At 26.0% G+C, this 16345-nt stretch carries 13 protein-coding genes; 6 read left to right on the plus strand and 7 right to left on the minus strand.

From position 1 onward, the window contains the following. Positions 1–25: 25 nt before the first annotated feature. Positions 26–1450, minus strand: coding sequence for a hypothetical protein (locus AYC59_RS01270; protein ID WP_066894437.1), 1425 nt, complete (start codon positions 1448–1450; stop codon positions 26–28). A 254-nt stretch (positions 1451–1704) separates the two neighbouring features. Between AYC59_RS01270 and AYC59_RS01275 the strand changes: the two genes are divergently transcribed. After that, positions 1705–2766: a M24 family metallopeptidase gene (locus AYC59_RS01275; protein ID WP_169792208.1), complete on the plus strand. Its 1062-nt coding sequence runs from the start codon at positions 1705–1707 to the stop codon at positions 2764–2766. Positions 2767–2976: 210 nt separating this feature from the next. On the opposite strand, the gene tsaE is transcribed toward AYC59_RS01275, so the two are convergent. After that, entirely contained in the window at positions 2977–3438 is a 462-nt protein-coding gene (gene tsaE / locus AYC59_RS01280) for a tRNA (adenosine(37)-N6)-threonylcarbamoyltransferase complex ATPase subunit type 1 TsaE (RefSeq protein ID WP_066894441.1), read from the minus strand. A gap of 165 nt (positions 3439–3603) precedes the next feature. Here tsaE and AYC59_RS01285 point away from each other — a divergent pair, with 165 nt between their 5' ends. Together AYC59_RS01285 and gap are read left to right on the plus strand one after the other, a co-directional pair. Next, positions 3604–4050: a DUF2147 domain-containing protein gene (locus tag AYC59_RS01285; protein ID WP_066894443.1), complete on the plus strand. Its 447-nt coding sequence runs from the start codon at positions 3604–3606 to the stop codon at positions 4048–4050. A gap of 124 nt (positions 4051–4174) precedes the next feature. Beyond that, a complete protein-coding gene (gene gap / locus AYC59_RS01290; protein ID WP_066894445.1) occupies positions 4175–5182 on the plus strand; it encodes a type I glyceraldehyde-3-phosphate dehydrogenase in 1008 nt (335 codons plus the stop codon). Positions 5183–5843: 661 nt separating this feature from the next. Here the strand turns inward: gap and AYC59_RS01295 are convergent. The 5 genes from AYC59_RS01295 to AYC59_RS01315 all read right to left on the minus strand — a co-directional run bounded on the left by AYC59_RS01295 (position 5844) and on the right by AYC59_RS01315 (position 11680). Beyond that, the gene (locus AYC59_RS01295) at positions 5844–6713 is read right to left on the minus strand and encodes a tRNA lysidine(34) synthetase (RefSeq protein ID WP_066894447.1); all 870 of its coding nucleotides are present in this window, start codon (positions 6711–6713) and stop codon (positions 5844–5846) included. After that, positions 6713–7225: a serine O-acetyltransferase EpsC gene (gene epsC / locus AYC59_RS01300; protein ID WP_082752610.1), complete on the minus strand. Its 513-nt coding sequence runs from the start codon at positions 7223–7225 to the stop codon at positions 6713–6715. Before epsC ends, AYC59_RS01295 begins: the two co-directional genes overlap by 1 nt. Positions 7226–7227: 2 nt before the next feature. Further along, the gene (cysK, locus tag AYC59_RS01305; RefSeq protein WP_066894451.1) at positions 7228–8151 is read right to left on the minus strand and encodes a cysteine synthase A; all 924 of its coding nucleotides are present in this window, start codon (positions 8149–8151) and stop codon (positions 7228–7230) included. Next, positions 8151–10634, minus strand: a complete 2484-nt coding sequence (locus tag AYC59_RS01310; protein WP_066894453.1) for an AMP-binding protein — start codon at positions 10632–10634, stop codon at positions 8151–8153. Before AYC59_RS01310 ends, cysK begins: the two co-directional genes overlap by 1 nt. 212 nt (positions 10635–10846) lie before the next feature. Next, a complete protein-coding gene (locus AYC59_RS01315) occupies positions 10847–11680 on the minus strand; it encodes a hypothetical protein (RefSeq protein ID WP_066894455.1) in 834 nt (277 codons plus the stop codon). A 615-nt stretch (positions 11681–12295) separates the two neighbouring features. Here AYC59_RS01315 and AYC59_RS01325 point away from each other — a divergent pair. Genes AYC59_RS01325 through AYC59_RS01335 form a run of 3 tightly spaced genes read left to right on the plus strand, consistent with a single transcriptional unit; the run spans position 12296 to position 16327 of the window. Then, positions 12296–12727 carry a MarR family winged helix-turn-helix transcriptional regulator gene (locus tag AYC59_RS01325; RefSeq protein ID WP_066894459.1) on the plus strand — a complete coding sequence of 144 codons (432 nt, stop codon included), beginning with the start codon at positions 12296–12298 and terminating at the stop codon, positions 12725–12727. An 8-nt stretch (positions 12728–12735) separates the two neighbouring features. Continuing rightward, positions 12736–14460, plus strand: coding sequence for an ABC transporter ATP-binding protein (locus AYC59_RS01330; RefSeq protein ID WP_066894461.1), 1725 nt, complete (start codon positions 12736–12738; stop codon positions 14458–14460). Next, positions 14453–16327, plus strand: a complete 1875-nt coding sequence (locus AYC59_RS01335; protein WP_066894463.1) for an ABC transporter ATP-binding protein — start codon at positions 14453–14455, stop codon at positions 16325–16327. Before AYC59_RS01330 ends, AYC59_RS01335 begins: the two co-directional genes overlap by 8 nt. Positions 16328–16345 lie beyond the last annotated feature (18 nt).

The following is a 16345-nucleotide window of genomic DNA, read 5'->3' on the forward strand; positions in this document are numbered from 1 at the left end:
TTTTATTGCAACAGCCCCTTCTAAATTATCTAGCATACAACCTAATAAACGCTTCAAGAGCTTCTATTCTTTCATTAAGTTCAAAAATTTTGTTTCTATCATTTGTATTAGGCAGTGCATTTTTATATTCATTAATTGCCATTCTATAATAATATGCTCTTGCTGTATAATCTTTTTGTTGTTCTCCTACAGTTTGATATTTTACTCCTTCATTATAAAAGTTTTCAAATGCAGTTGAATTTTTAGGTTTTACATTTGTTGATTTAATTGTTTCTAAATAGAAATTAATAATATTTACTTCATAATTCATACCATATCTTAAATAAATTTGTTTTGATAATTCAAATTTTTCTTTAGCATAAGAGTATTCTCCTATTTGGTAATATCTTAAAGCCTCTTCATAGTATTTTTTAGCTGTATTTAAATCGCTAGTTCTTCCTAATGTAGATAAATATGAATCAACTTGAGTTACTTTAAAAGTATTTCCATATTTAATATATAGCTTTCTAGCTGTTTCTAATTTTTCTTTTGCTCTAGAATAATCTCCATTTTGATAATATCTTACTCCTTCACTAAAATAAGTATCAGCACTAGAAATTTCTAAAGATTGTTTAATTGTATTTAAGTAAGAATCTATTCTACTTACTTGGCTTGTTAATGAATAACTAGAATATATTTTTCTAGCTTCTTCAAATTTAACCTTAGCACTATCATATCTTCCAGATTGAAATTCTCTTACTGCATCGTTATAGCTTGTATCTGCTATAGAAAGCTCTAATGCTTTTTTGATATTTACATATTTATCATAAGAACCTCTATAATTTGAACCAAAATCACCATAAACTTCTGCAGCCTTGTAGTAATAATTTGCAGCTGTTTCATATTTATTTGCATATTCATAATTTCTTGCTATATCTATATAAATATCTGCAGCACGTCTAGCTAAAGTTTCATATATACTATTATATTGTGTTCTTGTAGCACCATAACTACTTAACTTATTAATAAATGGTAATAATGCATCAACTCTATTTGTAGGATCTATTTCTACATATTTTATTATATGTTTTTGTGCATTAGATAATAATTCATATGTATTTCTATATCTGTTTGTTGAATAACCATTAAATCTTGCAAGTGATGGATTCATTTCTATTATATGCGCCATTTCCCATAATTCTAAATATGATGTAGCTTTTGATTTATCATCATATGAACTTGCTAATTTATTTTCATAAACATTTTCTACTTGTTTAATTCTATAAGCTATTTCATTTTCATCTTGTACAGTTAAAGGTTTTTTATTTTCATTTAATTCTTTAGCTGTAGCTTTTAATGCATCTATATATCTTCCTTGTGCAAAGTATTCTTGAGCAGTTAATGATGAACACGAAATTACAAATGTTAATGTCATTACTCCTATCATAATTTTTTTAAATATTTTTTTCATTTCTTTCACCTCTCGTCGTTATACCCAAATAATACACTCAAAAAAAACCAATGTCAACATTTCTAATAATTTTAAAAGGTTATTTTATGCTTTGTCTATTTTTGTAATATATTTTATTTAAGTTTATACAAAAGGCCTTTATATTAACTGTAAATTCAAACATTTATATATCAGTCTTAAATTCACTGTTTATAATAATATTTTATTGATTTTAATTTCTTATTGTTATACTATATAAATAAAGAGGTGATATAATGAAAAAGGATAAAATGTTAGAATACATTAGAACTAATAATATAGATGGAATTTTAATTTCTACTCCTAAAAATATACAATATATAACTAATTTTGAATGCGATCCACATGAAAGATTACTTATGTATATTTTAAGAAAAGATGGTAAAGAATTCATACTTTGTCCTGAACTTGAAAAAAATAGTGCAAAAAATTCTACTAATAATATAGAAATAATCGGGTATATGGATACAGAAAATGGATTTGAAAAACTTATGAAGGCTACTTCTTATTTAGAAAATTTAGCAGTAGAAAAAGAACATCTAACTGTAAAAAGATTTGAAATTATACAAGAAGTATTCAAAAGTAACAACATATTAGATTGTTCTTCTTTAATTAAAAATCTTAGAAAATATAAAAGCAAGGAAGAAATAGAATTTCTACAAACTGCAGCAAAATTTGCTGATAAATGTATAGAAATCGCCAAAGATAATTTAAGAGTAGGTATTACAGAACTAGAACTTAAAGCTATAATAGAAAATGAAATACAAAAATTTGGTATAAATAAAATGTCATTTGATACTATAGTTCTTTTTGGTGACGGTGCTGCTAATCCTCATGGATTAAGTTCTTCAAGAAAATTAAAAGAAAATGAATATGTTCTTTTAGATCTTGGATGTTATTATAAAGATTATGCTAGCGATATTACTAGATGTCTTGAATTTGGTAGGGTTTCTGAATTTGATAAAAGTATATATGATATAGTGCTTAAAGCAAATACAGAGGCAATAAAAGCTGTAAAACCTGGTGTTACTTTTGCAAGCCTTGATAAAATTGCTAGAGATATCATAACTGATGCTGGATATGGACAATATTTCACACATAGATTAGGTCACGGTCTTGGTATGGATTGCCACGAATATCCAGATGTATCTCAAAGCTGTAATGATATATTAGAAGAAGGTATGGTATTTACAATAGAACCAGGAATATATATACCTGATAAAGTCGGTATAAGAATAGAAGATGACATCGTAGTTACTCAAAACGGATATATACAATTAACTCAATACAAAAAATAGCTATAACTAGAAAAAAGAGTAGAAAATTTGAAATTAAAGAATCTAAATTCTACTCTTTTTAAATATCAAAAAACATAATAAAAAAGGTATAAAATAACACTTTTAAATGGAAAAATCCTCCCAAAAATGATATAATATACCTATGAACACAATAAATAATAATCCCATGAATAATTACTTTAATCAAGGTAAACTTTTCAATGTTGTACTTTAATGTGCAATTTCTAAATATTTCTTTTCTCCATTTACTTTAATATACACACTAACAAATCTCTTATCTATATCATTATATGTAAGTTCTATATAAATTGCATCATCAGGTATAGCCTCAACAACATTATTTGCCCATTCAACTAAGAATATATTATTGTCTGAATCTAAATAATCATCATAACCTATTTCATATAATTCATCTATATTAGATAATCTATATAAATCAAAATGAAGTATATTAATTTCATCTAGGTTATATTCCAAAACATATGTAAATGTAGGACTTTTAACATTATCTAAAACTCCTAGATTTCTACAAATTCTTTTAGATATGTGAGTTTTACCTGTACCTAAATCTCCTATTAATGCTATATACCTAATTTCTCTTTTTTTTATTTTTTCACTTATTTTATCAATCAAATTATTAATCTCTTCAAAATTCAGTATTTTATTTTCCATATATATCCCCTTTACTAATATAATATAGTATAACATAATACAATTATTATGTATACTTAATTTAATTTTTACATTTATCAAGAAATGTAAAATAGTTATTTTAATCTTGACAAAAATGTGGATATTTGTTATTATAACTATATCAATTAAAAGGACGTGATTTGAATGAAAAAATTATTTATTTTATTACTTACAATATTTTCTTTCACAGCATTTGCTGCAAAATCAGATGCTTATGGAAGATGGATTACTGAAAAAGGCGATACTGACAATAGAATTATAGTTGATATTTATGAAAAAAGTGGTAAAGTTTATGGAAAAATATACCAATTAACTAATAGATATGATTCAACAGGAAATTTAAGAAAAGATATTAACAATCCTGATGCATCTAAAAAAGGTAGAACTTTAGAAGGAATAGATTTTGTAAGTGGATTTACATACAACGAAGATAAAGATGTATATGAAAGTGGTAAAATCTATGATCCATCAAGTGGAAAAACTTATGATTGCTATATGATATTACAAAAAGATGGTACTTTAAAAGTTAGAGGACACGTAAGTGGACTTAAATTCTTAGGTAAAACACAAATCTGGAGAAAATATAAATAATGTAAATGGCCTTATGGTCATTTTCTTTTATAAAATAAATGTTATTTTTTTAACCTAATATTGTAAATTTATATTTTATATGATATAATTAATTGTAAATTAAAATTAATGGAGGTATTTTACCATGGCAGTAAAAGTTGCAATTAATGGATTTGGAAGAATAGGTAGATTAGCTTTAAGATTAATGGCTAACGATCCTGAATTTGATGTAGTAGCTGTAAACGATTTATCTGATGCTAAAACTTTAGCTCACTTATTTAAATATGATACAGCTCAAGGAAGATTTGATGGAACAGTTGAAGTAAAAGAAGGAGCTTTCGTTGTTAACGGAAAAGAAATTAAATCTTTTGCTGAAGCAGACCCTGCAAAATTACCTTGGGGAGAATTAGACGTAGACGTAGTATTAGAATGTACTGGATTCTTCGTTAAAAAAGAAAAAGCTGGATTACATATCCAAGCAGGAGCTAAAAAAGTAGTTATATCAGCTCCAGGTCAAGGAGATATGAAAACTGTTGTATTCGGTGTTAATGAAAACGTATTAGATGGAAGTGAAACTGTATTATCTGCAGCTTCTTGTACAACTAACTGTTTAGCACCTATGGCTAAAGTATTACAAGATAAATTCGGTGTTGTTGCTGGATCAATGACTACAATACATGCTTACACAGGAGATCAAAATACATTAGATGCACCACACAGAAAAGGTGACTTAAGAAGAGCTAGAGCAGCAGCTGAAAATATAGTTCCTAACACTACAGGAGCAGCTAAAGCAATAGGATTAGTTATACCTGAATTACAAGGAAAATTAGATGGAGCAGCTCAAAGAGTTCCTGTACCAACTGGATCATTAACTGAGTTAATAACTGTATTAGAAAAACCTGTAACTGCTGAAGAAGTAAATGCAGCAATGAAAGCAGCTGAAACTCCTTCATTCGGATACACTGAAGAACCATTAGTATCTTCAGATATTATAGGAATTAAATGGGGATCATTATTTGATGCTACTCAAACTAAAGTTATCAAATCAGGAGATACTCAATTAGTTAAAACTGTTGCTTGGTATGACAACGAAATGTCTTACACTGCACAATTAATCAGAACTTTACACTACTTTGTAAGTTTAATTAAATAGTATATATAAAAACACCTCATACGAGGTGTTTTTTATTTTCTTTATTATTTTTCTATCTTAAAATTTTTTAATGGATTTTCTATTACATGATCCTTAATTGAAATCTATATTAGTATTTTTATTATAAATTATATTATCAGTTACCAATCCATCTAAGGCAAAGTATAATTTACTTCCTTTTTCTAAAGTTTGTTTTGCTATTAATTTTTAATTAACATATTTTGGAATTCTATGATTTATATTCTATTGACCAAAATTGAAATATTTTTATTTTTGGTCAATAGAATTCTTATAGTTCAGTTCCATCTTTTAATATATCTATATATCTTCTATATATAAATAATCTATTTCTTTTATTATTATTTATCTGTTCAAGTATTCCTAATTCAACTAAATACTTTATAGATGCTGCCTATATATTATATGGCAGTCCTAACTCATCTGCTATCTTTTATATATTTATTATTAGATTTTCAAATAAGTAAATTAGTATATTAATTTAATTTTATCTTCATATCTTTAGATAGTTTATTATAGTCTTTTTCATAAAGCTCTATTTTTCCTCCTATTTTTTATCTTTACTATATAATACCCCTCCATTATTTTGTCAAATATTTAATTTATTTTTTTCAAAAAAAAGAACAGTCTTTTAAAACTGTCCTTACTCAAATAAGTCTGATATACTATCTGTATCATCCTTTATATTATATTTTTCTTTACCTTTTTTATATCCATAAACATAATCTAGGTTAATATTTTCCATAGATCTAAATACTTTTTGTTTTAATCCTGGGTTATTTTTTTCTAATCCTTCTAACATTTCTTTTATTTCACGTCTTTTACTAGATGTTTTACCTGCTTCTATTACACAACCACAGTTCATAGCTCTTATACCGTTTTTCTTAGTAAACTTAATTATATCTTCTTCATGTACTAAAGCCATAGGTCTTATTAAAGTTAAATTTCCTGTAGTTGATGGTGTTTTAGGAAGCATAGTTTTTAACTGACCTCCATAAAATAAATTTATCAATGTAGTTTCTATAACATCATCAAAATGATGCCCTAGTGCTAACTTGTTATATCCCATTTCCTCTATGTTTTTATAAAGTATACCACGTCTCATCTTAGCACACAGGAAACATGGATAATCTTGTGCCATTTCATTAGCAATTTTCCAAATGTTAGTATCAATAATATCACATTCTATATTAAGCTCTTTAAGATTAAATTTAAAATGTTCTAGATCATCTTCTCTAAATCCTGGATTTAAACTTATAGCTTTAAATTCAAAATCAAATCTTTTATCTTTTTTTAACTCTTGAAATAGTTTGCATAAAAGTAGAGAATCTTTTCCTCCTGATACAGCTATTGCTATTTTATCTCCTTTTTCTATTAACCCGTATTCTAAAACTGCACTTAAAAATTTTGTATATATATTCTTTTTATATGTAGTTCTTATACTTTCTTCTATTTCTTCTACAGGTTTTAAAGGTCCATCAGGTATTATTGCATTACAACTTAAATTTACCACTATTTTGCCTCCCTAATCTGTGCAGGCGAACCTACTGCTATCATGTTATCAGGAACATCTTTTAAAACAACAGAACTAGCTCCTATTTTAACATTATTCCCTATAGTAATATTCCCTATAATTTTAGCTCCAACCCCAACCACAACATTATTTCCTAAAGTTGGGTGTCTCTTTATTTTATCAGAACTATTACTACCTAAAGTAACTTCATGGTATATAAGGCAATCATCACCAATTATTGCTGTTTCTCCTATAACTACACCTATACCATGATCAAAGAATACTCTTTTTCCTATTTTTGCACCTGGGTGTATTTCTATAGATGTTACTAATCTTGAAATTTGTGATATAAGTCTTGCCAAAAAATAGAACTTTTTATTGTATAACCAATGAGCTACTTTATGAGCTATCATAGCATGTAATGATGGATAAAGTAAAACTTCTAATTTATTTTTTATAGACGGATCTCTATCATATATATTATTGATCTCTTCTTTTAACCACTTAATCATTTTTATTCCTCTTCTTTATATTTATATGGAGCTACCGATAAATATCTTTCTCCACCATCTGGTGCAACTGTTACAACCTTTTTACCTTTTCCTAATTCTTTTGCTAATTTATATGCTGCTTTTATATTAGCTCCTGATGATATTCCTAAAAATAAACCAAATCCTCTACTTAATTTTCTTGTAAATTCTATTGCTTCTTCATCAGTAATCTGAATTATACCATCTATTAAACTTCTATCAAAGTTATCTGGTATAAATCCAGCTCCTAGACCTGCTATAGCATGCTTGCCAGGTTCATTTCCTGAAAGTACTGCTGAAGCTTCAGGTTCTACTGCATATATCTTAGTATTAGGGCTATCTTTTTTAAATCTTCTTGCAACTCCAGTTAAAGTTCCTGCTGAACCCACTCCTGTTACAAATACATCAACATCATTTAATTCTTTTAAAATTTCTACTGCTGTTGTTTCATAATGTTTATATGGATTTGCTCCATTACTAAATTGACTAGGTATAAAGTAATTAGGATTTTCTGCCTTAATTTCTTCAACTTTATCTATAGATCCTTTCGTACCTAAAGTCCCATCTGTTAATATTAATTCTGCACCTAACGCATGTAAAGTAGCACGTCTTTCAACTGTCATAGTTTCTGGCATTACAATTATTACCCTATAACCTAATGCAGACCCTATTAAAGCAAGTGATATACCAGTATTACCAGAAGTTGCTTCTATTAGGGTATCTCCAGGTTTAATAACCCCTTTTTTCTGTGCGTCTTCTAACATACCAAGTACAGCTCTATCTTTAACACTTCCACCTATATTAAATTTTTCTAATTTAACATAAACATCAGCTATATTTTCTTCTTTAAAATCTATCTTGAATAAAGGTGTATTACCTATTAATTCTACTATATTGTTATATATCATTATTTATACATCTCCTTTGCTTTCTTAACTATTTCTTCATAAGTCAATCCTTCAGGTTTAATTTCACCTAAATAAGTCACATCAACTTTTTTAGGTCTTGGGAATTTCATATATCTTGAAAAGGCATCAAATGCTCCATCTATCTTAATACAAGTTATGTCAACATTAAGTTCTTTTGCAAGTATAGCAAATGCCTTTTTAAATTGAGAAATATTTCCATCCTTAGTTCTTGTACCTTCAGGGAATATCATTACATTTTTACCTTGTTTTAATATATTTGATAAAGTTTCTAAAGATCCTTTAATATCTCCATCTATATCCACTAAAACAACATTAGTATTTTTACCAACAAATTCCATAAATTTATTTTTAAAATACCAATCTATTGCTAATGTATAAGTTTTTTTCAATATCTTGTTATCAAACATAAGACTTATAGCTAATGAATCTAAGAAACTTTGATGATTAGCTATTATTATTTGTGGTTTATCTTTAATTTTATCTTTTCCATGTAATCCTAATCTAAAGTATATTTTAAATGCAACCCATAATATAGGTTTAAGTATAATACCTAAAATACCCTCTTCTAAATCTTTTTTAGGCGCATTTTTTACAATATTTTCCCATTGATTAGTTACATTTTCATTAAATACATTAGATGTTTGCGCAACATAATCTGAAAGTTTAGCTAAAGTAGAATTTTCTTTAAACTCTTTTTCTGCTATTATTACACCGAATGTACTTTGGATAAAGCTAATAAGTTCGACTTGATCAAGTGAATCTAACCCATATTCTATCTCAAGATTTTCATCTGCTGTTAAAAGTCTTCCTTTCATATTTTCTATGAATTTTTTAATTACTCTATATTCATTAGAACGAGGTATGTTATCTTCTTGTTCTACCTTTTTCTCAACCTTATCTTTTAAATATATATCTTTTAACATAAATCTTCTTGTTTTACCTATTCTTGTCTTAGGTAATTCTTCTTCTGTTATTCTATATTCCAATATTTTTTCATGATTATGTACTTTAGCATTATAGAATTCTACTAAGTCTTTAACATAGGCGTGTATATTAGAAATATTATGTAATTTAGCTTCTTCAGAATCTATAACTATTAAAGCAGTCAGTTTATCTTTATTTGCAAAAATACCTATTTCTTTTATTCCACCTTTAGTTTCTTCCATGAATTTGAATTCAAGTTTTTCTGGATCTATATTCTTACCATTAGATAACACTATCATAGCATTTTTTCTACCAATTATATTAATATATCCATCTTCATCTAATTCTACTAAATCCCCTGTTTTAAACCAACCATCTTCAGTTAATACTTCTGCTGTTTTATCTGGTTTGTTATAGTACCCTTTCATAACTATAGGACCTTTAACCCATAATTCTCCATCTACTATTTTTATTTCAATATTTTTAACAGGAAGTCCAACTGTTCCAGCTTTTTTAGCATTTTCGGGTGTTGATGCTGCTACTAATGGTGAAGTTTCTGTAAGTCCATATCCTTCTGAATATCTAAATCCTAAAGTATCAAAAAATTCTATAACTTCTTTTTCAGACTTAGCTCCTCCTGCAAGGAAATCTCTAATATGTCCTCCAAATTTTTGATGAACTTTCTTAAATACAATTTTTGAGAACCATGTTTTATTTACAGCTTTTGCAACTTTAAATGCAGTTCTTGTAACCCATTTAGAATCTAGAGTATCTTTAATACTCTTATAGAACATATAGTAAACACGTGGAACAAGAATAAGCATAGTTACTCTATTTTTTTCAAGTGCTGCTAATATATCTTTACTAGATAATTTCTCAACAAGTACCACAGAAAATTGATTACTGTGATGCATTAAGAAAAGGTTAGTTATCATTAAAGGTAATATATGGTGAAAAGGTAAAACAGCTAATAACTGTTCTTCTGGTATAGTACCTTTAACTGAGTGAATAGAATCCATTTGTGCAATAATATTATTATATGTTAACATTACACCTTTAGGTGATCCAGTAGTTCCTGATGTATAAATCATAACAGCTGTTTCTTCACCTTCAGGGTGTCTAAGTATTCTTTCATCTTTTTTTATTAAATCAAACTTTTCTTGACTAAATTCAAACTTATCTACATTAAATATAGCTACATCAAATTCTAATTCTGACACAGCCTTTTCTGCTACTTCTTTAGTGGTATTTGAAACATATATAGCTTTTGCTCCTGAATCTGTTAAGAAATATTTTAATTCATCTACAGAAGACAATGCATCTATTGCAATAGGTGTAAATTTTCTATCCCATAAACTATAAAATGCATAGAACCATTCCTTCCTATTTTCCATCATTATTATTCCAAAATCTTTATTTCCATCTTTGTTTATATTATATTCTGAATAATATTTAACATTATTTACTAGATCTTCATGACTTATTTGATTATTTTCAAAATCAACTATAGCCAATTTTTGAGATTTATTTAAAAACATAAAATAAACTCCTTTCAGATTTTATAGTAACCATATTTTACAACAATTTTAAAAAATATTCAATGATAGATAATTAATTATTTTATATTTGTCCAAATAAATATAAATATAGCTAAAACCGATAGTCTAATTTTACTATCGGTTAACAATATTGTTTTCATTAATTATTATTGGTAAAAATAATAACAGATATTTTTTTATTTAAGTCCTTTCTACCTTATTGCAAAGGTAAATGTTTCTTTGTTGTAAAATTGTTCAAATTCTTTATATAATTGTTTTAATTCTTCTATTTTTTTAGGATCATCTGAGGTATTTATTGTCTTATCCCACTCATTACCATTATCATTTTCTACTACATAAAGACTTAAAGCAGGATAATCTCCCATAAATAAAATATATTTATACCAATCAATATCTTCATATTTTATTGGTTTATTAAAAAACATTCGTTCTCTTTCGTTACGTAAGTACTCGTAATCAGGATTAGATTCTTCTGAAAATTTCATAATATAATCTTCAATGGTATATACATCTTTTGGATTAAGATAAAATTTGTTATTTGACTTATTAAAATCCAAACTTTCAAATATGTCCATATCTATTCTTATTTTCAAATCTAATTTCTCATCATAATTTTCTTGTAGAAAAATTTTAAATATTCTTTCTTTATTATCTTGAATATATTTATCTAATTTCTCAAAGTCATTCCCCTTTGATTTATCATATATAAGTTTATCTATTATATACTTTTTTTCTGCTCTATATAATAAACCAAAACTTATATCTTCAAAACTTCCATAATATACATCATATATCTTAAAATAATCTAATTTTGATTTATATTTTTTAACAAAAGCTATATCATAATTATCAAATCCATTAAGTTCATTAAAACGCCTTTTAACTCTTATATCTTTTTCATCTATTATTATATTCTTTTCATTTTTATACATTAATAATATTTCTTTTTTTATGGCTAGTCCATAAAACTCTCTTAAAATTAATAGAAATAGTATTAAAATTACAAATTTTTCTCTTTTTTTCATTGATTCTCCTTTGTATTAACCAAATATCATTCCACCATCCCTATAGCTTCCTATTAAAACTTCATTATAAAGTATATAAATTATACAAGATAATAATAAAATCAATTTAAACAAAATTTTCTCTTTTCCCTTAACTATATACCAAATATTATATATTAAAACAGATAATATAATAAATATATCTCCCTTTTCTGTAAATTCAATAAATGATATAAAAATTTTATGTTCTATCATAAAATTAATAATATATACAAAGAGACAATACAATGTATTCACTCTATAAATACCACTTTTCTTTTCCTTATAATTTAAAATAAAGTCATATGATAATATTAATATCGAAGCTAAAAGTGCCATATTATATGGTAATAAATTATATAATGCATATATCAATAAATATAAATAAATGTATTCAACTATAAATGTCATTTTTTTAATTTTTTCTTTGTTATTTTTTTAATTTATTACAACAAATATACATTAATATTAATCTTTTATCAACATCTATTTTTAACCTATAAAAATATACTTTAAAACATATAAAATTGACATTTTTTACATTTTTATATATAATAACCAAATAGTTAGTTCTCAAACGAACTATTAAGGAGTGATATGGTTACTAAAAAAGAAGTATTAAATAACATTCGTATATTTAATAAAAAACTAAACAAAAAGGTACATCTTTCATATAGCAATTCTAATTTAAATCCATTACAAAGGTATATAATCAAATATATTTTAGATAATATATCTGAAAATAAAGAAGTCTTTCAAAAAGATATAGAAAAAGAATTTGATATCAGTAAATCTCACGCAAGTGAAATACTTAAAAATTTTGAAAGAGATGGCTTAATTATTAGAAATGCTTCAAATAAAGATTCTAGAATGAAAAATATTTTAGCAACACAAAAATCTGTTGAAATAAGTAATGAAATAGAAAAAAACATATCAATTATGGAAGATAACCTAACACAAAATATTACAGATGAAGAACTAAATTACTTATTTAAACTTTTAAATAAGTTAATAGAAAATATTAATTAGGAGGTAAAATGAATAAAACACTTTTAAAATCTCTAAGAGAATATAAAAAAGAGAGTCTACTTGCACCTTTGTTTATAGTACTTGAAGTATTAATGGAAGTATTAATTCCAATACAAATGGCAAGAATTATAGATAAAGGTATAACAAATCAAGATATGACTTATGTGTTTAAAACAGGGTTTATATTAGTAATAATAGCTATGCTTGCCTTACTTTTCGGAGTATTATCAGGAAGATATGCATCAATTGCATCTGCTGGATATTCAAAAAATATTAGAAAAGATTTATTCTATAAAATACAAGATTTTTCTTTTAAAAATATAGATAAATTTTCTACATCTAGTTTAGTTACAAGACTTACATCTGATATTACTAATTTACAAATGGCTTTTATGTTTAATATTAGATTACTTGCAAGAACTGTATGTATGATGATATTACCTTTATTTATGATATTATCAATAAACAAAAAAATTGCACTAATATTTTTAATAGTTGTTCCTATTCTTGCTATAGCATTAGGACTAATAATCAAAATTGCCTACCCTTTATATACACAATCATTTAAAGAATATGATATTTTAAATAAAAAGGTACAAGAAAATGTTAATGCTGCTCGTGTTGTAAAGGCTTATGTTAGACAAGATTTTGAAATAAATAAATTTAAAGATACATCAAGCAAAGTATATAACCTATATGCAAAAGCTGGTAAAGTGGTTTCATTTGATTATCTTGCTATGCAATTTACTATTTATACTGTTATACTTGCTATATTATTACTTGGTGGTAAAAATATAGTATATGGTAAAATGGCTTCTGGTGAACTTACTACATTAATAATATATGCTATTCAAATACTTATGGCATTAATGATGATGAGTTTTGTATTTGTTATGAATTTAATAGCTCAGGCTTCTATAGGAAGAATAACAGAAGTTTTAAATGAAACATCAGATATACAAAATCCTGAAAATCCTATCAAGGATATTAAAAATGGAGATATTTCATTTAAAGATGTTAGTTTTAGTTATTCAGGTATAGATGGTAATTTATCACTTAAAAATATTAATATTGATATAAAATCAGGTCAAACTATAGGAATAATAGGAGAAACAGGAAGTTCTAAATCTACTTTAGTTCAACTTATTCCTAGACTTTATGATGCAACTTATGGAAGTGTTGAAGTTGGTGGAATTGATGTTAAAAAATATGACCTTGAAACATTACGTGATGAAGTTTCTATGGTATTACAAAAAAACACTCTATTTACTGGAACTATAGAAGAAAATATAAAATGGGGAAATCCTAATGCAAGTATAGATGAGGTTATAAGAGTATCACGTCTTGCATGTGCTGATAATTTTATACAAGAATTCCCAGATAAATATAATACTCAAATAGTACAAGGTGGAAATAATGTATCAGGTGGACAAAAACAAAGAATTTGTATAGCACGTGCATTACTTAAAAAACCAAAAATCCTTATACTAGATGATTCAACATCTGCTGTTGATACAAAAACTGATTATTTAATAAGAAAAGCATTTAAAGAAGAAATCCCTGATACTACTAAAATTATTATAGCTCAAAGAATTTCATCTATAGAAGATGCTGATTTAATAATAGTACTTGATGATGGTCAAATAAATGGTATAGGAACTTCAAAAGAACTATTAGAAAATAACAAAATATTCCAAGATATATATAATTCTCAAGTAAAAGGTGGTGAATAAATTGAAAAAACCAGAAAATTCAAAAGCAGTTTTAAAAAGGTTAGCTAATTTTATATTATTAAAACATAAAAAGAATTTATTAATAGTAACTATAGGGGTTATAATAGGAACTATAGCATCTACTTCAGTTTCTTTATCACTTAAGTTTCTGATAGATGATTATATAACACCATTAATAGGACAAAGTAATCCAGATTTTTCTAGTTTCTATAAAATATTAACAATTTTAGCCATCATATTCATAATAGGAACAATTTCTACATTCCTATATAACTATATAATGGTTGAAGTTGGTGAAGAAACTATACTTAGAATTAGAAATGAATTATTTGATAAGATGCAAAGTTTACCTATTAGATATTTTGATCAAAATACTAATGGCTCTATAATGAGTGTATATACTAATGATACTGATACTTTAAGAAATGTTATTACTAACGCATTACCGCAAGTAGTAACTTCATTTTTATCTATAGTAACATCATTTATCTCTATGCTTATTCTTAGTCCATCACTTACTATACTATCTATAATAGTACTTGGATTATTAAGTTACATAATATCTGATATAGGTAAAAAAAGTGGTAAGTATTTCAGTGCTCAACAACGAAGTTTAGCTGATGTTACAGGATATATAGAAGAAAGAATGAATGGACAAAAAGTAATAAAAATATTTAATCACGAAGATATTTCAAAAGAAGAATTTGATAAATTAAATGAAAAATTATTTAATTATAACAGTAGAGCAAATATTTTTTCATCTATTCTTGGACCTATAGTAGGAAATGTTGGTAACTTACAATTTGTACTTACAGCTATAATAGGAAGTATACTTTTAATATATGGAAAAACAGGAATAACTATAGGTGTGCTTGTTTCTTATTTACAATTTACAAAAAGTTTTTCTCAACCTATAATGCAAATTTCACAACAATTTAACTCAATTGTAATGGGAATTGCAGGAGCTGAACGTGTATTTAATCTACTTGATGAAAAACCTGAAATAGATAATGGTACTGTTGTATTAACTAATATAGAAATATTAGAAAACGGAGAAATAACTGAAGTTAGAAATAATAACAAATGGGCTTGGAAAAAAACAAATTTAGATGGTAGTGTTGAATATATAGAACTTAAAGGTGATGTTAGATTTAATAATATGACATTTGGATATAATGAAAATAAAATAATTCTTGATGATTTAAATCTGTATGCTAAACCTGGACAAAAACTTGCCTTTGTAGGTTCAACAGGAGCCGGTAAAACTACTATAACTAATTTAATAAATAGATTCTATGATGTAAATAGTGGTGAAATAACATACGATGGTATAAATGTAAAAGATATAAAGAAAGCTGACTTAAGAAGATCTTTAGGAATAGTATTACAAGATACTCATCTATTTACAGGAACTATAATGGATAATATTAGATATGGTAAACTTGATGCAACTGATGAAGAGGTTTATAAAGCAGCTTCTCTTGCACATGCTGATCATTTTATAAATATGTTACCAGATAAATTTAATACTGTTATATCTGGAACTGGTGATGAACTATCTCAAGGTCAAAAACAATTACTTGCTATAGCTCGTGCGGCTATTGCAAATCCTCCTGTATTAATACTAGATGAAGCAACTTCAAGTATAGATACAAGAACTGAAAAAATAGTGCAAACAGGTATGGATAACCTTATGAAAGGTAGAACGGTATTTGTAATAGCTCACAGATTATCAACGATAAGAAATAGTGATGCTATTATAGTATTAGAACATGGTAAAATTATAGAACGTGGTGATCACGAAGATTTAATAAAACAAAAAGGTACTTATTATCAATTATATACTGGTAATTTAGAACTTGATTAATTAAAAGGGGCTGTTGCA

It is taken from the genome of Pseudostreptobacillus hongkongensis, from assembly GCF_001559795.1.
In the GTDB taxonomy this organism is placed as follows: Bacteria; Fusobacteriota; Fusobacteriia; order Fusobacteriales; family Leptotrichiaceae; genus Pseudostreptobacillus; species Pseudostreptobacillus hongkongensis.

Bases quoted from the DNA above. Each gene is read 5' to 3' on its own strand.
- AYC59_RS01270 (WP_066894437.1), bottom strand. From the start codon at position 1,450: ATGAAAAAAATATTTAAAAAAATTATGATAGGAGTAATGACATTAACA.
- AYC59_RS01275 (WP_169792208.1), top strand. From the start codon at position 1,705: ATGAAAAAGGATAAAATGTTAGAATACATTAGAACTAATAATATAGAT.
- tsaE (WP_066894441.1), bottom strand. From the start codon at position 3,438: ATGGAAAATAAAATACTGAATTTTGAAGAGATTAATAATTTGATTGAT.
- AYC59_RS01285 (WP_066894443.1), top strand. From the start codon at position 3,604: ATGAAAAAATTATTTATTTTATTACTTACAATATTTTCTTTCACAGCA.
- gap (WP_066894445.1), top strand. From the start codon at position 4,175: ATGGCAGTAAAAGTTGCAATTAATGGATTTGGAAGAATAGGTAGATTA.
- epsC (WP_082752610.1), bottom strand. From the start codon at position 7,225: ATGATTAAGTGGTTAAAAGAAGAGATCAATAATATATATGATAGAGAT.
- cysK (WP_066894451.1), bottom strand. From the start codon at position 8,151: ATGATATATAACAATATAGTAGAATTAATAGGTAATACACCTTTATTC.
- AYC59_RS01310 (WP_066894453.1), bottom strand. From the start codon at position 10,634: ATGTTTTTAAATAAATCTCAAAAATTGGCTATAGTTGATTTTGAAAAT.
- AYC59_RS01315 (WP_066894455.1), bottom strand. From the start codon at position 11,680: ATGAAAAAAAGAGAAAAATTTGTAATTTTAATACTATTTCTATTAATT.
- AYC59_RS01325 (WP_066894459.1), top strand. From the start codon at position 12,296: ATGGTTACTAAAAAAGAAGTATTAAATAACATTCGTATATTTAATAAA.
- AYC59_RS01330 (WP_066894461.1), top strand. From the start codon at position 12,736: ATGAATAAAACACTTTTAAAATCTCTAAGAGAATATAAAAAAGAGAGT.